The following is a 23,259-nucleotide window of genomic DNA, read 5'->3' on the forward strand; positions in this document are numbered from 1 at the left end:
GTCAGGTGGTGATCTCGGGCGTGACCGGCGACCTCGTCCGCGACGCGTTCCCGGACGGCGCGTCCTTGCGGGATCTCGGCGTTCATCACCTGAAGGACATCCCGGAGGCGGAACACCTCTACCAGTTGACCGTCGCGGGACTTCGGGAGGATTTCCCGCCGCTGCGCACGGTCGGTACGGCGACCAGTCTGCCCGCGTCCGCCACACCCCTGATCGGCCGGGAGCGCGACCGCACCCGGCTCGCGGAGACCTTCCGTGCGCCGGGCGTTCGCCTGGTCACACTCACCGGGCCAGGCGGTGCCGGCAAGACCAGGCTGGCCGTCTCGGCCGCCGAGCGGCTCGCCACCGGTTTCGGGAACGGCGTGTACTTCGTGCCCCTCGCGGCGGTGACCAGTGAGCCGGTGATGTGGACGTCGATCGCCGAAGTCCTCGACCTCGCACCGAGAGAGCGCCGGCCGGACCGGGTGCGCGCCCACCTGGCGCGCCGGTCGATGCTGTTGGTCCTGGACAATCTGGAGCAGGTCGACGGCGCCGACCGGGTCGTCGCCCAGATTCTCGACGCGGCCACCGGCGTCGGCGTCATCGCGACGTCGCGACGGCCGATCGGGCTGAACGCCGAACGCCAGTTCCCGGTGCGGCCGCTTGCTCTGCCGGAGGATTCGAGCTTGTCCGCGGCCGGTCGCTCCGCAGCCGTGCAGCTCTTCGTCGACCGCGCGCAGGCAGTACGTCCCGGGTTCGAGCTCACCGACGACAACGTCGCCGACGTGGTGGCCATCTGCCGGCGTCTGGACGGATTGCCGCTCGCCATCGAGCTGTGTGCGACCCGGATCAAGGTGCTGAGCACGAAGGCGCTGCTCGGCCGGATCGGTCAGGCACTGGATGTCGAGGCCCGGAGCACGGCGACTCCCGAGCGGCAGCGGACGCTCCGCGAGACCATCGCCTGGTCCTACCGCCTGCTCAGTCCGGCGCAGCGTGCGGCCTTCCGCCGGCTGGCGGTCTTCGCCGGCGGCGCCGACCTCGCCGCCGTCGCCGCCGTTGCCCTCGGCTCTTCGGAGAAGACCGACCCGCTCGAGGTGATCACCGAGCTCGATGACGCCAGCCTGGTGAAGATCGCCGACGGTCCGGACGGCGAGCCGAGAGTCTCGTTGCTCCGCACGATCGCGCAGTACGCCGAGGACGAGCTGCACGCCGCCGGTGAGACCGAGACCGCTCGGCGTGCGCATGCCGCCTACTACCTGGAGCTGGCAGAGCACCTGCAGACGGTGCGGGAGTCGACCACGTGGACGAGCCTCGAGCTGGCGAGGACCGAGCTGGACAACTTCCGGGCCGCCCTGGCCTGGGCGGTTCCACCGGACGACGACGCCGGCGATCCGTCCACCGGCGTCCGGCTGTGCGCCGCGCTCAGCTGGATGTGGGTGCTGGCCGGGTATGTCGCCGAGGGCCGCCGCTGGTCCGAACGGGTCGTCGAGCGAGCGGACGGAACCTCGTCGCGGCACCTCGCCGCCTGCCTGCGAGGACTGGGGAACCTGCTGGTGCTGCAAGGCGAGCCCGGCCGTGCCCACGACATGGCCGCCAGAGCGCTCGCCATGGCCAGGTCGGTGGACGACCGCTCCGAGGAGGCTCTGGCGCTCAGCCTGCTGGGGACCGTCCAGGGCATGACGGGCGACGTCGAGGCCGCACGTGACACGCTGACCGAGGGCCTCGACCTGCATCGCGGGCTCGACAGCAAGGGCGGGCTCGCGCGGGTGCTGGGCAACCTCGGAGGTGTCGAGGAGCGACTCGGCCGGCTCGATCGCGCCGAGGCGTTGATGCGGGAGTCGCTGGCGATCCTGGAGGATCTCGGCGACGTCCACGAGGCCGCCGTACAGGGACAGAATCTGGCGTACCTGCTCGTCGTGGCGGGCCGCGTCGGCGAGGCGAAGACGCTCGCCGCTGGCCTGGTCGGCACGGTGCTCGCGCTCGGCAACCCGAGTCTGACCATGGCGTTCGCGAACACCGTGATGAACATCCTGCTGCGCGACGGCGACCCCGTCGGCGCCGGACACCTGTTCGGCGCCGAGGAAGCGATGGGGGACCGCCTCGGCATGCCCAACCCGCACCGGGACGACGAACTGGCGGAGGCTCTCGAACTGATCGACGGCGCGCTGCCGGTCGAGGACTGGGAGACGCACCGGCGCCAGGGCCGGACGGAACGCGTCGAAGACCTGCTCGCCCGGTTCCCCGGCGGGTCCGCTACCGCCGGGACTCGGCCCGCCAGCTCTTGATCAGCTGGTCGACATCCTTGTGGATGAAGGCGGAGAAGTCGGCCGCCTCCGACAGCCGGCAGCCCACCGTGGCGTCCTCGCCGAACAGCTCGACGCCGGAGCGGCTGGTCGACTCCCACTCGGCGAGCGCACTGTTGCGGCGCTCGAGAATCGCGGAGTACACGTCGCCGCGAACTCGGTAGTCCGCAGCGATTCGGCCAGCTCGGCGGACGTCATCGTGCCGGCCGGACTGACCAGCATCCGGCCGATCACCCGGGCGGACATCGTCGGTACGCCGCTGTTCGCCAGCACTCCGGCGAACCGCTCGACGAACTGACTGATCTCCTCCGGCGTCGGGTCAGGTGGCATGAGCGCACCCGACCCGACTGTCACGACTTCCTGATCATCGAAGTGCGGTCAGCTGAGCTCGAGACCCGGGTACAGCGGGTGCTTGTCGAGCAGCTCGGCCGAGGCCGCCTTCGTCTTGTCCGCGACGCCGTCCGCCAGCACGTACTTCGCCTTCGACGGCGCACCGGCCGGCGTGGTGGTCGGCGTGGTCGAGGACAGCACGTCGACGATCAGCTCGGCCACCCGGTCGAACTCGTCGGCCCCGAAGCCGCGGGTGGTGAGCGCCGGCGTGCCGATCCGGACGCCCGAGGTGTACCAGGCGCCGTTCGGGTCGCGCGGTACGGCGTTCCGGTTCGTCACGATGCCCGCGTCCAGCAGCGCCGACTCGGCCTGCCGGCCGGTGATCCCGTACGACGAGACGTCGAGCAGGACGAGGTGGTTCTCGGTGCCCTCGGTGACCAGCTTGACGCCACGCTTCATCAGGCCGTCGGCCAGCGCGACCGCGTTGTCCGCGACCGCCTGCGCGTACTCCTGGAACGACGGCTGCCGGGCCTCGGCCAGCGCGACCGCCTTCGCTGCCATCGTCTGGCTGAGCGGGCCGCCGAGCACCATCGGGCAGCCACGGTCGACGGAGTCGGCGTACTCCGGCTGGCACAGGACCATGCCGCCGCGCGGCCCGCGGAGCGACTTGTGCGTGGTGGTCGTGGTGACGTGCGCGTGCGGCACCGGGTCGAAGTCGCCGGTGAAGACCTTGCCCGCGACCAGGCCGGCGAAGTGCGCCATGTCGACCATCAGGGTCGCGCCGACCTCGTCGGCGATCTCCCGCATCTTCGCGAAGTCGATCTTGCGCGGGTACGCCGAGTAGCCCGCGATCAGGATCAACGGCTTGAACTCACGCGCCGTCGCGGCGACCTTGCCGTAGTCGAGAAGCCCGGTCTCCGGGTCGGTGCCGTAGGAGTGCTGGTTGAACATCTTGCCGGAGATGTTCGGCCGGAAGCCGTGGGTCAGGTGGCCGCCGGCGTCCAGCGACATGCCGAGCATCTTCTGGTCGCCGAGCGCCTTGCGGAGCTTGGTCCAGTCCTCGTCGGTCAGGTCGTTGACGTGCTTCGCCCCGGCCTCGGTCAGTGCCGGCGACTCGATCCGCTGGGCCAGGATCGCCCAGAAGGCGACCAGGTTCGCGTCGATGCCGGAGTGCGGCTGGACGTAGGCGTGTGGGGCGTCGAACAGCGCCCTGGCGTGGTCGGCGGCCGCCTGCTCGACGGTGTCGATGTTCTGGCAGCCGGCGTAGAAGCGGTGCCCGATGGTGCCCTCGGCGTACTTGTCGGACAGCCAGTTGCCCATCGTCAGCAAGGTGGCGGGGGAGGCGTAGTTCTCGCTCGCGATCAGCTTCAGCGAGGAGCGCTGGTCGGCCAGCTCGGACTTGATCGCACCGGCGATCGTCGGCTCGACCGCGGCGATCACCTCGAGCGCGTTGCGGTACGCGGCCGACGCGGCGGCGGCGTCGAAGGGTTGAGTCATCGTTGTCTCTCCTGCGGTTGCAGTGGGTCGAAGGCACCCAGGCGCACGGTGCCGACGGTCTTCGCTCCCCGGTGGTTCTCCACCTCAGCGCGCCAGTCGCGACGCGCTCACCCTATCGTGCGCTCGACGATCTGCCGGAAGGGTGTGGTCCGCGGGAGCGTCCCGAACACCCCACCCCAGTCACCGGCCAGGCGCGAGCCGACGAAGGCGTCCGCGACGGCGGGCGTCGAGTGCCTGAGCAGCAAGGAAGCCTGCAGGCACAGGGCCATCCGCGCCGCGAGCCGGCGCGCTCCCGCTTCCGCTCCGTCGATGTCAGCAAGCGCTTGCAGTACGTCGGCCACCGCGGTGTCGAGGCGTTGGTCGGCCCCCTGCACCGTGGCGAGTTCGGTCAGCCACGCCTCGAGTGACTCGGGCCGTCTGAGCGCCCGCAGCACGTCGAGGGCGTTGACGTTGCCCGATCCCTCCCAGATCGAGTTCAGCGGCGACTCGCGGAACAGCAGGGGCATCCCGGACTCCTCGACGAACCCGTTCCCGCCCAGGCACTCCAACGCCTCGGCCACCATGAACGGCGTCCGCTTGCACACCCAGAACTTCGCCAGCGGCAACCCGATCCGCCGGAACGCGGCCGCCTGTTCGTCACCGGTCACCGTTGCGTCGACCGCGGCCGCCAGCCGCATCGCGAGCGCCGTCGACGCCTCACTCTCGAGCGCCAGATCCGCGAGCACGTTCTGCATCGCGGGCTTGTCGGCCAGAGGGCCGCCGAAGGCGGAGCGGTGCCGGGCGTGCCAGATCGCCTCGACCAGGGCCCGGCGTTGCAGCGCGGAAGAGCCGAGGACGCAGTCGAGGCGGGTGGCGGCGACCATGTCGATGATCGTCCGGACACCGGCACCCTCGTCACCGAGGCGATAGCCGACGGTGCCGTGGAACTCGACCTCGCCGGAGGCGTTCGACCGGTTGCCGAGCTTGTCCTTCAGCCGCTGCAGGGCAAACGCGTTCCGGTTGCCATCGGCAAGCACCCGCGGGACGACGAAGCAAGTCAACCCCTCCGGCGCCTGCGCCAGCACCAGGAACACGTCGACCTGCGGCGCCGAGCAGAACCACTTGTGCCCGTTCAGCTGGTACTCCCCGTCGGTCCCGGTCGGCGTCGCCGTGGTCAGGTTCGCCCGGACGTCGGACCCGCCCTGCTTCTCGGTCATCCCCATCCCGGCGAGCACACCGCTCTTCTCGGCCGCCGGCAGCCGGCGTACGTCGTACTGCGCCGAGGCCAGGGCCGGGATCCACTCCTTCGCGAGCCGCTCGTCGGCCCTGAGCGCGGGGACCGCCGCGTACGTCATCGAGATCGGGCAGCCGTGCCCCGGCTCGACCTGGGACCACAGGTAGAAGCCCGCGGCCCGCGTCAGGTGTGGCGACGGCCGGTCGCTCGTCCACGGCGCCGCCTGCAGACCGAACCCGATGGCCTTCTCCATCAGCCAGTGCCACGACGGGTGGAACTCGACCTCGTCGATCCGGTGCCCGTAGCGGTCGTGGGTGCGCAGGACGGGCGCGTTCTGGTTCGCCGGCAAGGCCTGCGCGCGGGCCTCCTCGGACCCGGCCAGCTCGCCGATCCGGTGCAGACCGGGATCGCCGGCGAGGTCGGCGTACGGACGCAGAGCGTCACCGAGTGCCGCGTCCCGGGTGAAGAAGTTCACCCCCTGCATCGGAGGAGCCTGGTTCGTTACCGCGAATGGGTCCGCCATGTCAGTACGGTAAGCGGTATGGCACGTTCTGGGGCAGGACCCACTGGTGGGAGCTCCCTCTCATTGGCATGGGTCCGCAGAATCCCCGCGACGACCTGGAAGCTGCTCTCCCAGACGGTCGGCGTCTGCCTGCGCTACCGGGTCACCGGCCTGGCCGCCGAGGGAGCGTTCTTCGCGATCCTCTCGCTGCCGCCGCTGATCTTCGGACTGGCCGGAAGTCTCGGGTACATCGCCAGCCGGTACTTCGAGGCCGAGACGATCGACGAGATCAAGCAGCAGATCGCCGAGCTCGCGGCCCGGGCGCTCACGGTCGACTCGGTCCAGAGCGTGATCGTGCCGACGCTGGACCAGGTGCTCAGCGGCGGGCGGCCGGACGTGATCTCGATCGGTTTCGTGCTCGCGCTCTGGTCCGGCAGCCGGGCGCTGAACGTGTTCGTCGACACCATCACCATCATGTACGGGATGGGCGGCAAGCGCGGCATCGTCCGGACCCGCGCGCTGTCGTTCTCGCTGTACTGCGCAGCTCTCGTGATCGGCGTGATCGTGCTGCCGCTGGTGCTGGCCGGACCGGACGCCGTGGAGGCGTTGCTGCCGCACCGCATGGACTTCCTGAACCAGCTCTACTGGCCGGTCGTCACGATCCTGTCGGCGGGCTTCCTGAACACTCTGTACCACCTGTCGGTGCCGGTACGGACGCCGTGGGTCTCCGACCTTCCGGGGTCGTTCCTGGCGCTGTCGATCTGGATCCTCGGCAGCTTCCTGCTGCGCTGGATCCTGCAGAGCACGGTCGGCGGTACGTCGATCTACGGTCCGCTGGCGGCGCCGATCGCCGTCCTGCTGTGGTTGTACATGACAGCGATCGCGGTGCTCATCGGTGCGGCGCTGAACGCGGTCGTCGACCGGCTGTGGCCGCACAAGTCGCGGATTCAGGAGGCGGAGGTCAAGGCCGGGGTCACGGTGGACAAAACCGACGACGAGGTGGAGCCGGTGATGAAGGCCGAGCCGGACCCGCATCACCACGAGCAACCGCTGACCCCACTCGAGGAGCCGGCTCCGGTCGTGCCGGCCGACGGCTCGAAGCCGGTGTCACCGGCGGACGACGCGCGGCCGCCGGCGGCGGCGCCGAAGGCGGAACGCAAGCCGGAACCGGTCGGAAAATCCGGTGCGCAGACCGAATCCGACGACCTACGCTGACGGCATCAGCCGGTCCTCGACCAGGACCCAGGACTTCGAAGGGAGGCGGCCCACCATGCACCTGCGTCAGGCCCGCCGGGCCGACACAGCCTCCCGTACTGTCCGTCCGCTGAGCTGATCTCGCGGCCGGACCCTCCGAAAGGTTCGCCGCATGTCAGCAACACTCCAGGCCCTGGGACTCGACGCCACCACGGCCGAATTCCTCGCTTCCGTCCCGGACGACCTCGTCCCGGGACGCGTCGGCCGGGTCGACAAGGGCCTGGCGACCGTCCTCACCGAGGACGGACCGGTCCGCGCGACCTGGTCGGGTGCGCTCCTCGCCGCGATCGCCGGTGACGCTCTGGCCGGCCCATGTACAGGGGACTGGGCCGTACTGCGTCACTGGCCGGACGACCGGATCACCCTCGAGTCCCTGGCCCCACGTCGTACGGCGATCGTGCGCGCGGAGGCTGGCGGTTCGTCGAGAGGCCAGGTGCTGGCCGCCAACGTCGACGTGATCGCGATCGTGGTCGGGCTGCACCCGGAGCCGAACATCGGCCGGATCGAACGCTTCCTCGCGCTGGCGTGGGAGAGCGATGCGCGGCCGGTCGTCGTGCTGACCAAGGCGGACCTCGTCGGCGATGCGGAGGCCGTCGCCGAGGACGTGGCGCGGGCCGCACCGGGCGCCGACGTACTGGTGTGCAGTGCGACGACCGGTGAGGGTCTCGAGGCTGTACAGGCGTTGCTGGCCGGCGACGCGACGGTCGCGCTGCTCGGGTCGAGCGGCGCGGGCAAGTCGTCACTGGTGAACGCACTGGCCGGTGTGGAGTTGCTGGACGTGCAGGAGATCCGCGACGACGGCAAGGGACGGCATACGTCGGTGCGGCGCGAGCTGATCGTGCTGCCGGGTGGCGGGGTCGTCATCGACACGCCGGGGCTGCGGGGGATCGGCCTCCAGGAGTCGGGCGAAGGCCTGGCGGCCGCGTTCCCGGACATCACCTCGCTGGCCGAGCAGTGCAAGTTCAAGGACTGCGCACACGTCACCGAGCCCGGTTGTGCGGTGCGGGCAGCCCTGGAGGACGGCACGCTGTCCCACCGCCGGTACGAGAGCTGGACGAGGCTCCAGCGCGAGGCCGCCTTCATGGCTCGCCGGTCCGACGCGCGCGTGCGGGCCGAGGCGAAGAAGGAGTGGGTCCGCGCCACCAAGTCGTACCGGCGCGACTTCCGGCCGAGAGGCTGAATGAAAGGATCGGGGGCATGACTCGTGCAGTCCTGGTCACAGGTGCCTCCAGAGGAATCGGTGCGGCCACCGCCGAAGCGTTCGCCGCGGCCGGCGACCGGGTGGCCGTCCACTACGGCTCGTCGCCCGAGGCCGCGGCCAAGGTGCTGTCGGCGCTTCCGGGCTCGGGGCATGTCCTGGTCCAGGCGGATCTCGCCGACCCGGAGGCGATCCGGACGATGGTCGACGAGGCCGCGGCGGCTCTCGGCGGGATCGACGTACTCGTGAACAACGCCGGGGTCTACCACCCGCATCACATCCGGGAGACGACGTACGCCGCGTGGCAGCAGGCGTGGGCGGACACCCTGGCGGTGAACCTGGTCGGGCCGGCGAACGTCACGTGGTGCGCGGTCCGGCACATGCGCCGGGGCGGGCGGATCGTGAACGTGTCGTCCCGCGGCGCGTTCCGCGGTGAACCGAACCAGCCCGCGTACGGCGCGTCGAAGGCCGCCATCGTGTCGTTCACCCAGTCACTCGCCCGCGCGCTCGGACCGGAGGGCATCGCCGTGACCGCGATCGCTCCTGGCTGGACGACCACCGACATGGCCGCGGTGAACCTGGCCGGCGAGGGCTACGACCGGCGGCGGATGGAGAGCCCGCTCGAACGCGTCGCCGACCCGTCGGAGGTCGCCGGCGCGATCCACTACCTGGCCTCACCGGAGGCCGAGTTCGCGACCGGAACCGTCCTCGACTTCAACGGCGGCTCACACCTGCGGATGTAGCTCAGCCGCCTCCGCCACCGTCGGGTCGTCGCCTGTTCCGAGGCGCGGTGCAGCCACTCGCGGACGAGGGCGCCGAACAGCTCGGCTCGCTCGAGCTGGAGGTTGTGCCCGGCACCATCCAGGACGGCGTACGTCGCCCGTGTGCAGTGGGAAAACCATCGTCACGGGCCGGTGCCCACGGGCTAGAGTCGGCGCATGTCGAGTCGAGCTCCCCAAGGCCCCGTCCCTGATGCCGCCGTCCTGCGCTCCCGGCTGGAGCGCGCCCGGGAGGCCGCGGCCGGGACCGGCCTGCTGATCGCCCCCGGATCGGACCTGCGGTACCTGCTCGGCCAGGCCGGCGGCTCGTTCGAGCGATTGACCACCCTGGTCGTCCCGGCCGACGGTCCGCCGGCCCTCGTCGTGCCGAAGCTCGAAGCACCGGGGTTCGCCGGCCTTCCGCTGGCCGAGCTCGGGGTCGAGGTCGTCACGTGGGTCGACGGCGACGACCCGTACGGCCTGGCCGCGGACCGCCTGCGCGCCCCGGACCTGGTGGCGGTCAGCGACTTCACGCCCGCTGTGCACGTGCTCGGGCTGCGCGACGCGCTGCCGAAGGCGGAGCAGGTCCTGGCCGGACCGATCGTCCGCGAACTGCGGATGCGCAAGGACGCGGCCGAGATCCAGGCGCTCCGGACGGCGGGCGCGGCGATCGACCGGGTGCATGCGCGGGTCGGCGAGTGGTTGCGCCCCGGCCGGACCGAGGCCGAGGTGGGCGCCGACATCGCGGCCGCGATCGTCGACGAGGGCCACGTCGTCGCCGATTTCGTCATCGTCGCCAGTGGCCCGAACGGCGCGAGTCCGCACCACAGCCTGTCCGGCCGGGTGATCGAGTCCGGCGACGTGGTCGTCGTCGACATCGGCGGACCGGTTGCCGAGGGCTACAACTCCGACTCGACCCGGACGTACGCCGTCGGCGAGCCCCGGGACGCGGACGTCGCCGCGACCTACGCCGTACTGCGGGACGCGCAGCAGGCGGCCGTGGACGCGGTCCGGCCGGGCGTGTCCGCGGAGACGGTGGACGCCGCCGCGCGGGACGTGATCGCGGCGGCCGGGTTCGGCGAGTTCTTCATCCACCGGACCGGGCACGGGATCGGCCTGGACGTGCACGAGGAGCCGTACATCGTGGCCGGCAACGCGCTGCCGCTCGAGCCGGGGATGGCGTTCAGCGTCGAGCCGGGGATCTACCAGCCGGGCCGGTGGGGTGCGCGGATCGAGGACATCGTCGTCGTCACCGCGGATGGGGTGGAGCCGATGAACCGCCGCCCGCACGAGCTGGTGGTGCTGTGACTCAGACGGCGCGGAATGTTCTGCGGTAGGCCAGTGGCGAGACGCCGAGCTCGGTGCGGAGGTGGTGACGCAGCGACGCGGCGCTGCCCAGGCCGGCCGACTCCGCCACGCGGTCGACGGACAGGCCGGTGGTCTCGAGCAGGTGGCACGCGTGCCGGACGCGCTGCTGGAGAAGCCAGGTGCCCGGTGATTGCCCGGTCTCGGCCTTGAACCGCCGGCTGAACGTGCGCACGCTCATCCGCGCATGAGCGGCCATCGTCGCGAGACCGACTTCCTCGCCGAGCCGTTCCAGCGCCCACGCGCGCGTCGGCGCGGTCCCTTCGGTGCCTTCGTCGGGGACGACGCGTTCGATGAACTGTGACTGTCCACCGTCGCGCCATGGCGGGACGACGCAGTGGCGCGCGGCCCGGTTGGCCACCTCGCTGCCGAAGTCACGGCGGATCAGGTGCAGGCACAGGTCCACCCCCGCGGCGAGACCCGCCGACGTGATGATGTCGCCGTCGTCGATGAACAGCAGGTCCTCGTCGAGCTTCACCTGGGGATAGAGCGCCCGGAACATCGCGGCCCGGATCCAGTGCGTGGTCGCAGGCCGACCGTCCAGGAGTCCGGCGGCACCGAGGACGAAGGCTCCGGTGCAGATCGACGCGATCCGGGTCCCGGGCCGGATGGTCGCGAGCGCCTCTGCCAGATCCTGGGGCAGTGTGCCTTCGTGCCTCGGCTGGGCGATGTAGGTCCCCGGGATGATCACCGTGCCTGCCTCGGCCAGCACCTCCGGGCCGTGGTCGGGGATCAGGCTGAACCCGGCGCCGGCGCGGATCGGCGCGATCTCGAGCCCACAGATGCGGACGTCGTACAGCGGCGTCCCGTCGGCCTTCGTCGCCGCGCCGAGCACGGTCGGCGGGATGGTCAGGTCGAAGCCGACCACTGGTTCCAGGGCCAGGACCGCGACCACGTGCGGTCCGGCCGCCTTCGGGCGCCGCGGCCGTGTCGTCGGGGAACTCATGGCCACATCTTGACACATGATGGCGTTCCGGCCACTGGTGTGGCCTCGGCCGGAACGGCAATCTGTCCCGGTGACGCAGATTGTGGAGCAGAGGACTGCCCGGGTGCACCTGGCCTGGGCAGTCGCCGCGGTGGGGTTCGTGACGCTGATCGGGGCGGCCGGGTTCCGTTCCGTGCCTGGGGTCCTGCTGGACCCGCTGCACGACGAGTTCGGGTGGTCACACGCCACGATCTCGGCGTCGGTGTCGATCAATCTGCTGCTCTACGGCCTGATCTCGCCGTTCGCCGCGGCGCTGATGGACCGGCTGGGGCTGCGTCGCGTCGTCAGCGGTGCGCTGGTTCTGATCGCGCTCGGCAGCGGTCTGACCGTGTTCATGAACTCGTCGTGGCAACTGCTGCTGTGCTGGGGACTGCTGGTCGGGGTCGGCACCGGTTCGATGTCGATGACGTTCGTCGCGACGATCACCGGCCGCTGGTTCGTCGAGCGGCGTGGACTGGTGACCGGCATCCTGACGGCCGCCGGTGCGACCGGTCAGCTCATCTTTCTGCCGCTGATCGCGAGCCTGGCCAGTGCTTACGGTTGGCGCGTGCCGGCGCTGGTCGCGGCCGGCACGGCGCTGGCCGTCGTGCCACTGGTGTTGCTCTTCCTGCGGGACTACCCGAGCGACGTGGGGCTGCGGGCGTACGGCGCTCCCGAAGGCAGCACCGTGGGTCAGCGGGTCGAGGCGAGCGGCAGCAGCGCGCTGCGGGCGTTGAGCGCGCTGCGGTCGGCTATGCGTCGGCCGGCGTTCTGGATGCTCGCGGGCGGCTTCGCGATCTGTGGGGCGTCGACGAACGGGCTGATCGGGACGCACTTCGTCACCGCCGCGCATGACCATGGCATGCCGGTGACGACCGCCGCGTCGTTGCTGGCGTTGGTGGGTGTGTTCGACGTCGGCGGGACGATCGTGTCGGGTTGGCTGACCGACCGGTGGGACCCGCGGTACCTGCTGATCGGGTACTACTCGCTGCGCGGGCTGTCGCTGCTCGTGCTGCCGTCACTGCTCGGGCCGACGGCTCAGCCGAGCATCTGGGTGTTCGTCATCTTCTACGGCCTCGACTGGGTCGCGACGGTGCCGCCGACCGTCGCGCTGTGCCGGGAGTGGTTCGGTGTGGACGGGCCGATCGTGTTCGGCTGGGTATTCGCCTCGCACCAGATCGGAGCCGCCCTGGCCGCTACCGGTGCCGGTGCGATCCGCGACGTCCAGGGCAGCTACAACCTCGCCTGGTACCTGGCCGGCGGCCTCTGCGCGGCGGCCGCACTGATGTCCGCGAGCATCGGACGCCGCCTCGTAACCGCCTGACCCCGTCGGCTAGCCTCGACGCAGGTCGAGGTCGGAGGGACGAGCGGGTGGACATCGAGCCGGGCGAGTTGACGGTCGGGCAGTTGGCGCAGCGCAGCGGCGTGGCCATCTCGGCGTTGCACTTCTACGAACGGCAGAACCTGATCGTCAGCCGCCGTACGTCGGGCAACCAGCGACGGTACAAGCGGGACACGCTCCGCCGGGTCGCGCTGATCCGGATCGCCCAGCGCGTCGGCATCCCGCTCGCCGAGGTGGCCGCGATCCTCGCGCTGCTGCCGGAGAACCGGACACCGACCCGCCAGGACTGGGAGCGGATCTCGAAGTGCTGGCAGGCCGAGCTGGACAAGCGCATCCTGCACCTGGAGCAACTCCGCGACGACTTCAGGGACTGCGTCGGCTGCGGCTGCCTGTCCCTCGACCGCTGCTCGCTGGCCAATCCGTACGACGCCCTGAGTGCCAAGGGTCCTGGTCCGCGACGGCTCGTCGGTTCCGGCGGCGAACCGTGCCACCCGGGCAAGTGCGCCTGATCCCTGTGGACAGCGCCGCCGACGGCCTGAGTTGTCCACAGGTCGGCGACCGGTACGAGAAAAGTGGGGGCGCAGGCGTCTAGGGTCGTTGGCATGGCTGACACCAGTTCGACCACCAGCACGCTGACCGACGCGCGGGCCGAGATCGCCGGCGGCGTGATCCGCGCGATCGCGGGCGAGAGTGCGCGCCTGCGCGCGGATCAACAGACCGCCGTCGCCGCGTTGTGCGAGGCGAGCGCCCGGGTCCTGGTCGTGCAGGCGACCGGCTGGGGCAAGTCGGCCGTGTACTGGGCGGCCACCGCGATCCGGCGGGCGGAGGGTGCCGGTCCGACGCTGGTCGTCTCGCCGCTGTTGTCGCTGATGCGCGACCAGGTCGCCGCCGCCGGCCGGGCCGGGCTGCGTGCGGCCACCTTGAACTCGAACAACATCGACGAGTGGTCGAGCATCGAGCACGACCTGCGCTCCGGCGCGGTCGACGTACTGCTGGTGTCGCCGGAGCGACTGGCGAACCCGGGCTTCGGCCGGCGCGTGCTCGACGGACTGGCCGGACAGGTCGGTCTGCTGGTCATCGACGAGGCGCACGCGGTGTCGGACTGGGGGCACGACTTCCGGCCGGACTACCGGCGGGTGTCCGACGTGCTGCAGCAACTCAACCCGAAGACCCCGGTGCTCGCGACGACCGCGACCGCCAACTCCCGGGTAACCGATGACGTCGCGCATCAGCTGGGGGAGTCGACGCTGGTGCTGCGGGGTCCGCTGGCCCGGTCGAGTCTGCAACTGGCGGTCGTCGACGCACTGTCGCCGCTGGACCGGTTCGCCTGGGTGGTCGATCACCTGCCGAAGCTGCCGGGATCGGGCATCGTCTACACGTTGACCGTGTCCGACGCGCAGCGGCTTGCGGCGGCGATCCAGGAGGTTCACGGCCGGGACGTGCCGGTCGCGGCGTACACGGGTGGGCTGGACGCGGGGGCGCGGGAGAGTCTCGAGGACGCCCTCCGGGCGAACGAGTTGAAGGCGCTGGTCGCGACGTCGGCGCTCGGGATGGGGTACGACAAGCCGGACCTCGGGTTCGTGGTGCATGTCGGTTCACCGCCCTCGCCGGTGTCGTACTACCAGCAGGTCGGGCGCGCGGGGCGTGGGATCGACCACGCGGTGGTGGCGCTGCTGCCGTCGGACGCGGACGCCGGCGTGTGGGACTACTTCGCCACCGCGACGATTCCGGTGCCGGAGAACGTGAATCGCCTGCTGCGCGGGCTCGACGGCTACGGGCCGGATCAGCCGGCGACCGTTCCGGGGCTGGAGGCCGAGACCGGTCTGCGGCGGACCAGGGTCGAGCTGATGCTCAAGCAACTGGCGGTCGACGGGGTGGTCGAGCGGGTCGAGAAGGGCTGGCTGCGGACCGGTGCGGAGTGGACGTTCGACGCCGCCCACTACGACGGCATCGTCGCGGTCCGGCGGCGGGAGGCGGACATCATGCGGGCCTACACCCGCGGTGACCGTTGCCTGATGCAACTTCTTCAGGAGTCGCTGGACGATCCCTCGGCCGAGCCGTGCGGCCGGTGCTCGGTGTGTCTCGGCGAGTTGCCCGATCCGCTGCGGGCGGCGCCGGAGCCGGAGACGGTGCAGTCGATCGTCCGGCTGCTGCGGGGCGAGGTGCACGTCCTGGAGCCGCGGAAGATGTGGCCGGGCGGCGCGTTCGGTGCGAAGGGCCGGATTCCGGCCGAGCTGTCGGCCGAGCCCGGCCGGACGATCGTCTACGCCGACGCCCCCGAGTGGCGCGAGGTCCTGCGGGGCACGTTCACCGACGGGCCGCCGGATCCCGACTCGCTCGAGGCGTTGAAGGCCGGCGCGGTGGCGGCGCTGTCGCGCTGGCGCGGCTCGTGGTCCAGCCGCCCCGACGTCGTCGTACCGCTCGCCGCGGCCGGGTACGGGCGCTTGACCGCGGAGATCGCCGACCACGTCGCAACCGTCGGCCGCCTCGACCGCGCCGAGCTCACGGTGAACCCCACCGGCTTCACCGATGACCTCTCGTCGGCCGAGGAGGCGAAGGTCTGGCGCGACGGCATCCAGGTCGACGAAGCCACCGCACAGGTCGTCACCGCCCGCACCGTCCTGCTCCTGGTCGATGCGTCGTCCTCCCAATGGCCGATCACAGTCGCCACCGCCAAACTCCGCGAATCCGGCGCCGCCGCAGTCCTTCCCCTCCTGATCCACAAACGCCCCTGATCCCACCCACCGGCTCGGGACTTGTGCGGGGAGCCTTCGTTCGGGGTTGCGTCAGTTGGTGGTCGGGGCTTCGGGGCGGAGTTCCGAGGTGGACTCGACGAAGGACTTGAGGTCGGCGATGAGTTCGATCCAGCCTTCGCTGACCATGGCGCGGAGTGCGCTGCCTGGCTCGAAGCCGGAGTGGACGACGGTGAGCTTGACCTTGTCGCCGACAGGCTCGAGGTCGAAGCTCGCTGTCGACAGCGGCTCGCGGCGGGCCTTCTCGTAGACGTCGTCGGCCAGGTTCACCGCCTTCGCGAATTCCGGGGTGACGTGGTGCCAGGTGTAGGCCAGACGGCGGTACGGGTCGTGCTCGACGACAGTCTGGCCGGGACCCTCGATCCGGACGTCGCCCTGGTACCAGACGAGGTCCGATCCGGTCTTCCAGTCGGTCTCGAAGTGCACGCCCCAGTACTGCTTGGTGAACTCCGGGTCGGTGAGGGCCCGCCACAGCCGCTCCGGCGTGGTCCTGATGTAGGTGGTGTAGACGAAGTCGTTGTCGCTCATGGTGTCGGCCTCCAGAACCGTCTTCAGATCGGCGAACAGTCGCACCCGCCGACGGTCGTACTGGTTGATCCAGCGGTCCGCGATGGCGTTGATCGGCTCGGCGTTCAGGTAGTGCAACTTCTCTCGGCCGCGCCACACGGGGGTGACGAGGTTCGCGCCCTCGAGTACGGCGAGGTGCTTGCTCACCGACTGGCGGGCCATGTCCAGGCCGGTGCAGAGCTCCCGCAGCGTCTGACCGTTCCGCGCGTTCAGGTTGTCGAGCAACTGCCGCCGACTGGGGTCGGCCAGCGCGCGGAACACCTCGTCGTCCATCGCCCTCCGCTCGCTTGATGCAGCCGTCTGGCTGCATGAACACGATAGGCAGCCGAATGGTTGCATGTCAAGGAATCGGGTTGACGGTGCCTGGACGATGAACGGGTGATGATCGAGAGCCTCGGTTTCCGGACCGACCTGCTGCTGCTCGAACTCGGTGGAAGCGACCTCGAGGACACCGGCGAGTACGTCGTGGCGCGGACGCCGGACAACCCGAACTTCTGGTGGGGGAACTTCCTGCTGTTCCGGACGCCGTTCGCGCCCGGTGACGTGCGGCGCCGGCTGGACGCGTTCCACGCCGAGTTCCCGGCCGCCAATCATGTTGCCGTGGGCATCGACACGGTCGACGGCGTGATCGGCGCCGAGGACGAGGTGGTCGCGGCCGGCTTCGAGATCGGGCGGGACGTGGTGATGACGGCGCGCGAGGTCGTGCCGCCCGCGCGGCCGAACGAGGAGTCGACCTACCGGTACCTCAGCTCTGACGACGACTGGGAGCAGTTGGTGCAGCTCGGCCTGGTGACCGCTCCGATGGAGGTCGACGACCTGTACGCCGAGTTCACCCGGCGGAAGGTGGCGACCAAGCGGGCCCTGGTCGAAGCAGGGTACGGGAAGTGGTTCGGCGCGTTCGAGGGCGACCGGTTGCAGAGCTCGCTCGGGCTGATGTTCGACGGCAAGGGGCTGGCGCGGTTCCAGAGTGTGCAGACCCATCCGGACGACCGCAACCGGGGGATCGGGAGCACGCTGGTCCACCGCGCGTCGACGTACGGGCTGACCGCGGGCGGGGCGCGGACGCTGGTGATGGTCGCGGATCCGGAGTACCTGGCGATCCGGATCTACCGGGCGCTCGGCTTCACCGATACCGAGACACAGTTGCAGCTCTCGGTCCGGCCGGGTTCGTAGGCTGGGGGCATGACTGAGACTGACGGACGGCGTGGAGTCGTGCTGATCACCGGTGGGAGTCGCGGGATCGGGGCCGCGTCGGCGGTCGCACTGGCCGCCGACGGGTGGGACGTCGGCGTGAACTACCGGACCCGTGCAGACGAGGCGGCGCGGGTGGTGAAGGCCTGCGAGGAGCTCGGCCGGCGGGCGATCGCCGTGCAGGCCGATGTCGCGGAGGCGGACCAGATCGAGCGGCTGTTCGACACCGTGACCGCCGAGCTCGGGCCGATCGGCGCCGTGATCAACAATGCCGGCGTGGTGTCGCCGTCCGGCCGGGTCGCGGACTACGACGCCGCGCGGCTCGAGCGGGTGTTCCGGGTCAACACGATCAGCGCGATCCTGGTCGCCGGTGCGGCGGTCCGGCGGATGTCCGCGGCGTACGGCGGATCCGGCGGGGTGCTCGTGAACGTGTCGTCGCGGGCCGCCGTGCTGGGGTCGGCCGGCGAGTACGTCGACTACGCGGCGAGCAAGGCCGCGGTCGACGCGCTGACGGTCGGGCTGGCGAACGAGGTGTCCAAGGAGGGTGTGCGGGTCCTCGGCGTCCGGCCGGGTCTGATCGAGACCGACATCCACGAGGAAGGACGGCTCGAGCGCATCGGCAGTACGCCGCCGCTCGGCCGGCCGGGCACGGCCGAGGAGGTCGCCGAGGTCATCGCCTTCCTCGCCTCCGAGCGCTCCTCCTACATGACCGGCTCAACAGTCGACGTCGCCGGCGGGCGCTAGGGAGTCCGGTCGGCCGCGACGAAGGCTTCGGCGCGCCACCATCGGCGGAACGTCTCGGCGCCGACCTCGGCCGCCAGTCCGCTGGTCTGCGACACGTGCGCCAGCACCGCCTTGATCTTGCGATCGAGGTCGGCGCCGTCGAGGGTGACGTACAGCGCGAGTTCGCCCTCGGGCGTCACCGGCGGGTCGCCGTACAGCCACAGCCCGAGGCGGTCGTTGAGCGCACCCCACTCCTCGTGGAAGCCGGGCGTGAGCGTCGCGTACAGCAGCCGGGCCTGACCGCCGGCCGCCCGCCACGCCTCAGTCGTCCACGCGCAGACCGCGCGATGGTCGGCGTGCCCGGTCATCCCGTCCGGTCCGAACGTCAGGATCGTGTCCGGCCGGACCTCATCGATCAGCCGAGCGACCGCAGCGACGCCACCCTCCGCGGAACCACACTCCCCGTCGCGGTAGCCCAGCCAGTGGTGCTCCTGTACGCCGGCCACCGCGAGGCTGGTCTGCATCTCGTCCTCCCGGATCGCCGCCAGCCGGTCCGGCGGCAGGCTGTCCGGGTCCTCCGTCCCTTGCTCGCCGTACGTCGCCGTCGCCACGACGACCCGGTGACCGGCATCGCGGAGCGCGGCCATCGTCCCGGCGGACAGGTACGCCTCGTCGTCGGGATGGGCCCACACCCCGAGGACCGTGCCCAGGTCCTCGCCCACCACGAATGTCGTCTCGGTCATACGGTTTCGCCCCTTCGACCGCGACCCGCCCCCAGGGTCTCGGTCCGCTGCCCGTTTGAATGGGAGGCTACGGGAATCAGCGGCTCGGATGGAGGTACGGCGTGGGATTGCGGCCGGTGGACCTGGCGCGGCGGGCCGGGATCTCGACCCAACTGGTGCGCAACTACGAGGCCGCCGGCATCCTGCCGCCGGCGCCGCGGTCGGAGACCGGGTACCGACAGTACGGCGAGGAGCACCTGTCGGCGCTGCTGACCTATCGCGCCCTCGCACCGGGATTCGGCGCGGAGGTGGCGACCGGCATCATGCAGGCCGTGCACGCCGGTGACGAGGCGTTGGCCTACCGGCTCGTGGACGCGTCGCACGCGGGCCTGCATCAGCAGAGGTTGGCGACCGATGCGATGAGCGAGGCGCTCGGTGCCGCGGCGGCCGAGTTCCTGGACGAGCCACCGGTGCCGGGCCCGTCGTTACTGGTGGGGGAGCTGGCGCATCAGTTGGGGGTGCGGACGTCGGCCCTCCGGGTCTGGGAGGCCGCCGGCCTGCTCGAGCCGACGCGCGAGCCGGGCACGAGGTACCGGCGGTACGGACCCGAGCAGGTGCGGGACGCGCGGATCATCCACATGCTGCGGCAGGGCCGGTACTACTTCGAGCAGATCAGGCCGGTGCTCGAGGGCCTGCGCCGTACGGGCAGCACCGAGGCGTTGCGGGCCGCGATCGCGGAGCGCCGGGCCGCCCACGACCAGCGGACGAAGGCGATGCTGTACGGCGCCGCACTGCTGCATGAACTGATCGAGGAGAAGCGGTCAGCGCGGGACGGCTAGGTGGGTCGGCTCCGAGCGCCCCCGGACGGTGACCTGGTCATCGGGTCGCCAGTGTGCGGCCTCGGCGGGCGCTGCCTTCTCGACCGCGGTCATCGAGGCGATCAGGTGTGCCGCAGTGATCTTGGCCAGTTCGCTCAGGCGGGACGCCTCGTTCACCGGGTCGCCGATGACCGTGTACTCGTGCCGGCGTACGTCGCCGACCGTTCCGGCGACCACGATGCCTGCCGTGACCCCGATGCCGGCGGATGCCTCGGGCAGCTCCTCGGCCAGACGGCGGGCCAGGGTGCGCCCGGCCTGCAGCGCGCTGCCGGCGGCGTCCAGCAGCTCGGCCGGTGCGCCGAAGACGGCCAGTGCCGCGTCACCGGCGAACTTGTTCACGAACCCGCCCTGCCGGACCACCTCGTCGACCACGATCGCGAAGAACCGGTTGAGCAGCTGAACGACCTCGGTCGGCGTCCGTTCCGCCGCGAGCTCGGTCGAGCCGACGAGGTCGACGAACAGGACGGCGGCGAACCGTTCCTCCCCGCCGAGCCGGTCGCTGCTCAGCGCCTCCCGCACCACTTCGGGGCCGACGTACCGCCCGAACAGGTCGCGGATCCGCTCGCGCTCCCGCAGGCCTTCGGCCATCTTGTTGAACCCGGCCTGCAGCGACCCGAGCTCGGTGCCGTCGAACACGGGGATGCGCACGTCCAGCTGACCGTCGCCGATCAGCGTCAGGGCGTGGCGCACCGACCGGACCGGCGCGACCACCGACCGGGCCGACAGCAACGTGAGCAGCCAGCCGTTCCCGATCGCGACGATGCCGAGGGCAAGGATCATCACCGACAACCGGGTCGGGGAAACGTCCTGCTCGATCAGCGCGAGGACGGCGGCCAGCATCAGTCCGGCCACCGGAACCCCCGATCCGACCGCCCAGAAGAAGACGGTCCGCGCCTTCAGCCCGGCCGCCAGCAGGCGCCGCGGCGGCGGGGAGTCCGCCAGCGCCCGGGCGGCGACCGGCCGGAGCGCGAACTCGGTCAGCAGGTAGGACACCGAGCAGGTGATGATCGCGCCGTCGAAGACGGTGACCGCGATCCGCAGCGCGTTCTCCGGTTGCAGCACCACCGTGAGCACGGTGAAGAGCACGCACGCCAGGAACCACAGGAAGACCTCGATCAGCGTGAGCCGGAGCGGCAGTTGCAGCGTCGCGATCTGCTCCTGCCGGGTGGCCGGCCGATCCTCGTCGACCCACTTGGTGACCCGGCGGGCGAGCCGCGTGCTCCAGACGCAGCCGACGATCACCGCGAGCACCACGTACGCCGGGATCGCGACTCGCTCGACGAGTTGCAGCTCCTCGACCAGCGGGGGACCAGGCAGCACGAAGATCGCCAGCGCGAACACGATCGCCGCGCCGATCACGTTGGTCCCGATCGAGAACGTCGTCATCAGCACCTGCAGCCGGAACCGCAGCATCCGCGGGCTCTGGTCGGCCGGTCCCAGCAGCCAGGATCCGAACGGTCGCCGTTTCAGGGCCAGCTCCGGACTTCCCTGGGGGATCATGCTCACAGTCTGTCGGCAACCACCCTCGATCCCGCAACCGCCTTACCGGACGGTGGAGATTGGGAGCGCGGTTACCGTGGCGGTATGGCCGCGCGATGGCAGGTCTCGCTGGCCGCTCTGGCAGCGGCCGCCCTGGCCGGCTGCTCGGACTCGGCGCCGCCCGCACCCCGCACGACGCCGAGCGCCACAAGCACCGCGTCGCCCGGCACGGCTTCCCCCGGCACCCCTTCGCCCCGCACGCCATCAGCCAGTACGGCGACGCTGGCCACGACCCAACCCTTGGTCCTCGCGATCCATCCCACCCGTGCCGCCCAGGACATCGACGTGACCACCGCCCGCGCGATCGCCCGCGGAACACTCAAGTCTTGGCGCGGTTACCAGGTCGGCTCGCTTCGCCGGGCGCAGAACTCCACCACCACCCTCGCCCTCGTCCCCGCCTCCGCAGCAGGTCCGTCGATCCGCCCGCTCACGATCGCCGGCGTCGACCCCTTCAAGGACCCCGCCCGCTACCCGCTCCGCACGCCGGGACCGCAGCCCGCCGGACCGGTGATCGACCTGACCGCAGGTGGCGACGTCATGCTCGGCCGCCGGGTCGCGACCGCGGCCGCACGCGCCGGCGACGTCTCCAGACCGCTGCGCGCGATCGGCCCACGCCTGGCCGCCGCGGACCTGACCGTGCTCAACCTGGAGAGCACGTTGTCCAGAGCCGGTACGCCGCAGCAGGGTGGCGACTCGTTCGCCGCGCCGCCCGGGGTCGTCGCCGGACTGCGAGCGGCCGGCGTCGACGTACTCTCGCTGGCCAACAACCACACCGGGGACTTCCAGCGGTGGGCGCTGATCGAGACGGTGCGGTTGGTGCGAACCGGCGGCATCCAGCCGGTAGGTGCCGGCAGCAACCTCGTGGAGGCGGCGCGGCCGGCGATCGTCGAGCGCGACGGCGTGCGCTTCGGCTTCCTGGCGTTCAACGCGATCGGCGAGACACCGCGCGCGACGTCGTCGAGTCCCGGCGCGTTCAGCCTGCGTATGCCGCCACGGACCGGACCGCTCAACACCGGCGACCTCGCGGCCGTCACCCGGGCCGTGACGACCCTGAAGGCTGTCGTCGACGTGGTCGTCGTACTCCCGCATTGGGGTCAGCAGTACACGCACACTCCGGTGCCCGCACAGCGAACCGTGGCTGAGGCGCTCACACAGGCCGGAGCCGACCTGGTGATCGGTGGGCATCCGCACTGGGTGCAAAGTGTGCAGTTCCTACCAGGCAAGGTGGTGGCGCACTCATTGGGGAATCTGGTGTTCGACATGGACTTCTCCCAGCAGACGCAGGAGGGGGTTCTGCTGGAGCTCACCTACTGGGGCAAGACGCTGAAGGCTGCGCGGCTCACGCCGTACGTGATCGGGAGCGACTTCAGTCCGCGTGTGGTCACCGGTGCCAGGGCCGAGCAGATCCTCAGCGATATCCGTTAACTGGCGAGCCAAGCGCCGACCACACGACCCACTCGGCCGAGCTGAGCGGGCGAGACGACGCGGGGAAGGTCGCGGGCGCTGTGGTACTCGGCATACGGCGTACTGCCGAGGCGGACACCGGGTAGGCCGGAGCGGACGAAGGACCAGTGGTCACTCGACCTGTTCACGCAGGCCCGGCTCTGCACGCGTGCACGCGCCGCCACCGCGCGGAGCTCGTTGCGCAGCGCGAGGTCGTCGGGTTGAGCCGAGCAGATCGGTACGACGGTTCCGACGCCCACGCGATCGAGAGAGACCATGCCGCGCAGGGCAGTGCGCTGGGCCTGCGGCAGGGAGGCGACGTACGCGCGGGAGCCGTAGTGGTGCCGGTTGTCGCCCTCGCCGCGAGGCTCTTCGGCGCCGAAGGCAACGAACACGGCCGGCAGGCGGTGCGCGAGTCGGGCGGTGCCGAGCAGGACCGCGACGCCGGACGCGTTGTCCTCCGCGCCGGGAGCTTGCGGGACGGTGTCGAGATGGGCACCGACGATGCGGTGTGGTGCTGCGGGGTCGAAGCCGGGCTTGGCGGCGATCAGGTTCCAGGTGGTTCCGGCTCGGACCGGGACACCCCACGAGTTGCCCGCGGGCACGCGCAACGCCTGTCGGCGGGTCTGGTAGCCGGCGGCGCGGAACTGCTGCTCGAGCCAGGTCAGGGCTCGCAGGTACGCCGGGCTGGTGCCTTCCCGCGGACCGAGCCCGGCCAGGTACCGCACGGTGCTCATC

The 23,259-nt window shown here is 71.0% G+C and carries 20 protein-coding genes and 1 riboswitch; of the genes, 12 read left to right on the forward strand and 8 right to left on the reverse strand.

All coding sequences use genetic code 11. The features are described from left to right. Positions 1 to 2,264, forward strand: a 2,264-nt coding sequence (locus E1218_RS24885) for an ATP-binding protein (RefSeq protein ID WP_132324186.1), incomplete at its 5' end; no start/stop codon positions are given. Here E1218_RS24885 and E1218_RS24890 read toward each other — a convergent pair. The 3 genes from E1218_RS24890 to E1218_RS24900 form a co-directional block, all read right to left on the reverse strand. Next, the gene (locus tag E1218_RS24890; protein ID WP_132324188.1) at positions 2,233 to 2,427 is read right to left on the reverse strand and encodes a hypothetical protein; all 195 of its coding nucleotides are present in this window, start codon (positions 2,425 to 2,427) and stop codon (positions 2,233 to 2,235) included. The genes E1218_RS24885 and E1218_RS24890 overlap by 32 nt on opposite strands. A 233-nt stretch (positions 2,428 to 2,660) precedes the next feature. Further along, positions 2,661 to 4,109 carry a glycine hydroxymethyltransferase gene (locus E1218_RS24895; RefSeq protein ID WP_132324190.1) on the reverse strand — a complete coding sequence of 483 codons (1,449 nt, stop codon included), beginning with the start codon at positions 4,107 to 4,109 and terminating at the stop codon, positions 2,661 to 2,663. Positions 4,110 to 4,137: 28 nt separating this feature from the next. Then, a riboswitch (ZMP/ZTP riboswitch) is annotated at positions 4,138 to 4,219 on the reverse strand. Next, the gene (locus E1218_RS24900) at positions 4,217 to 5,845 is read right to left on the reverse strand and encodes an acyl-CoA dehydrogenase family protein (RefSeq protein WP_132324192.1); all 1,629 of its coding nucleotides are present in this window, start codon (positions 5,843 to 5,845) and stop codon (positions 4,217 to 4,219) included. Its footprint overlaps the riboswitch before it by 3 nt. A 63-nt stretch (positions 5,846 to 5,908) precedes the next feature. Here E1218_RS24900 and E1218_RS24905 point away from each other — a divergent pair, with 63 nt between their 5' ends. The 4 genes from E1218_RS24905 to E1218_RS24925 all read left to right on the forward strand — a co-directional run bounded on the left by E1218_RS24905 (position 5,909) and on the right by E1218_RS24925 (position 10,342). Beyond that, complete coding sequence (locus E1218_RS24905) at positions 5,909 to 7,039, forward strand: YihY/virulence factor BrkB family protein (RefSeq protein ID WP_233712444.1); 1,131 nt, start codon at positions 5,909 to 5,911, stop codon at positions 7,037 to 7,039. 151 nt (positions 7,040 to 7,190) lie between these two features. Beyond that, on the forward strand, positions 7,191 to 8,258 hold the full coding sequence (gene rsgA, locus E1218_RS24910; protein ID WP_132324196.1) for a ribosome small subunit-dependent GTPase A: 1,068 nt from the start codon (positions 7,191 to 7,193) through the stop codon (positions 8,256 to 8,258). A 17-nt stretch (positions 8,259 to 8,275) separates the two neighbouring features. Next, the gene (locus E1218_RS24915) at positions 8,276 to 9,019 is read left to right on the forward strand and encodes an SDR family NAD(P)-dependent oxidoreductase (RefSeq protein ID WP_132324198.1); all 744 of its coding nucleotides are present in this window, start codon (positions 8,276 to 8,278) and stop codon (positions 9,017 to 9,019) included. Positions 9,020 to 9,214: 195 nt separating this feature from the next. Further along, entirely contained in the window at positions 9,215 to 10,342 is a 1,128-nt protein-coding gene (locus E1218_RS24925; RefSeq protein WP_132324200.1) for a M24 family metallopeptidase, read from the forward strand. A gap of 1 nt (position 10,343) precedes the next feature. Here the strand turns inward: E1218_RS24925 and E1218_RS24930 are convergent, their stop codons facing one another. Continuing rightward, the gene (locus tag E1218_RS24930; RefSeq protein WP_132324202.1) at positions 10,344 to 11,345 is read right to left on the reverse strand and encodes a GlxA family transcriptional regulator; all 1,002 of its coding nucleotides are present in this window, start codon (positions 11,343 to 11,345) and stop codon (positions 10,344 to 10,346) included. A 70-nt stretch (positions 11,346 to 11,415) separates the two neighbouring features. Here E1218_RS24930 and E1218_RS24935 point away from each other — a divergent pair, with 70 nt between their 5' ends. The 3 genes from E1218_RS24935 (at position 11,416) to E1218_RS24945 (ending at position 15,440) form a co-directional block, all read left to right on the forward strand. Next, positions 11,416 to 12,687: an MFS transporter gene (locus E1218_RS24935; RefSeq protein WP_233712445.1), complete on the forward strand. Its 1,272-nt coding sequence runs from the start codon at positions 11,416 to 11,418 to the stop codon at positions 12,685 to 12,687. Between the two features lie 47 nt (positions 12,688 to 12,734). Further along, positions 12,735 to 13,214: a redox-sensitive transcriptional activator SoxR gene (gene soxR, locus E1218_RS24940; protein ID WP_132324206.1), complete on the forward strand. Its 480-nt coding sequence runs from the start codon at positions 12,735 to 12,737 to the stop codon at positions 13,212 to 13,214. A 93-nt stretch (positions 13,215 to 13,307) separates the two neighbouring features. Continuing rightward, complete coding sequence (locus E1218_RS24945; RefSeq protein WP_132324208.1) at positions 13,308 to 15,440, forward strand: RecQ family ATP-dependent DNA helicase; 2,133 nt, start codon at positions 13,308 to 13,310, stop codon at positions 15,438 to 15,440. A gap of 51 nt (positions 15,441 to 15,491) precedes the next feature. Here E1218_RS24945 and E1218_RS24950 read toward each other — a convergent pair whose 3' ends face one another. Further along, positions 15,492 to 16,298, reverse strand: a complete 807-nt coding sequence (locus tag E1218_RS24950) for an ArsR/SmtB family transcription factor (protein ID WP_132324210.1) — start codon at positions 16,296 to 16,298, stop codon at positions 15,492 to 15,494. Positions 16,299 to 16,406: 108 nt separating this feature from the next. On the opposite strand from E1218_RS24950, the gene E1218_RS24955 reads away from it, so the two are divergent. Both E1218_RS24955 and E1218_RS24960 read left to right on the forward strand, forming a co-directional pair. Continuing rightward, on the forward strand, positions 16,407 to 17,198 hold the full coding sequence (locus E1218_RS24955; protein WP_165949409.1) for a GNAT family N-acetyltransferase: 792 nt from the start codon (positions 16,407 to 16,409) through the stop codon (positions 17,196 to 17,198). A gap of 9 nt (positions 17,199 to 17,207) precedes the next feature. Then, entirely contained in the window at positions 17,208 to 17,960 is a 753-nt protein-coding gene (locus E1218_RS24960; protein WP_132324214.1) for an SDR family oxidoreductase, read from the forward strand. On the opposite strand, the gene E1218_RS24965 is transcribed toward E1218_RS24960, so the two are convergent. Beyond that, complete coding sequence (locus tag E1218_RS24965; RefSeq protein WP_132324216.1) at positions 17,957 to 18,682, reverse strand: PIG-L deacetylase family protein; 726 nt, start codon at positions 18,680 to 18,682, stop codon at positions 17,957 to 17,959. The two genes, E1218_RS24960 and E1218_RS24965, sit on opposite strands and share 4 nt — an antisense overlap. Positions 18,683 to 18,783: 101 nt before the next feature. On the opposite strand from E1218_RS24965, the gene E1218_RS24970 reads away from it, so the two are divergent. Continuing rightward, on the forward strand, positions 18,784 to 19,500 hold the full coding sequence (locus E1218_RS24970; RefSeq protein WP_132324218.1) for a MerR family transcriptional regulator: 717 nt from the start codon (positions 18,784 to 18,786) through the stop codon (positions 19,498 to 19,500). Here E1218_RS24970 and E1218_RS24975 read toward each other — a convergent pair. Beyond that, positions 19,483 to 21,039 (reverse strand): adenylate/guanylate cyclase domain-containing protein, encoded by a 1,557-nt coding sequence (locus E1218_RS24975; protein ID WP_132324220.1) that lies wholly within the window; start codon positions 21,037 to 21,039, stop codon positions 19,483 to 19,485. The genes E1218_RS24970 and E1218_RS24975 overlap by 18 nt on opposite strands. An 84-nt stretch (positions 21,040 to 21,123) precedes the next feature. Between E1218_RS24975 and E1218_RS24980 the strand changes: the two genes are divergently transcribed. Continuing rightward, the gene (locus E1218_RS24980) at positions 21,124 to 22,503 is read left to right on the forward strand and encodes a CapA family protein (protein WP_132324222.1); all 1,380 of its coding nucleotides are present in this window, start codon (positions 21,124 to 21,126) and stop codon (positions 22,501 to 22,503) included. On the opposite strand, the gene E1218_RS24985 is transcribed toward E1218_RS24980, so the two are convergent. Beyond that, positions 22,500 to 23,259 (reverse strand): M28 family metallopeptidase (locus tag E1218_RS24985; RefSeq protein ID WP_132324224.1); only part of this gene is annotated, 760 nt, incomplete at its 5' end. The genes E1218_RS24980 and E1218_RS24985 overlap by 4 nt on opposite strands.

Source organism: Kribbella turkmenica (assembly GCF_004348725.1).
Lineage (GTDB): Bacteria > Actinomycetota > Actinomycetes > Propionibacteriales > Kribbellaceae > Kribbella > Kribbella turkmenica.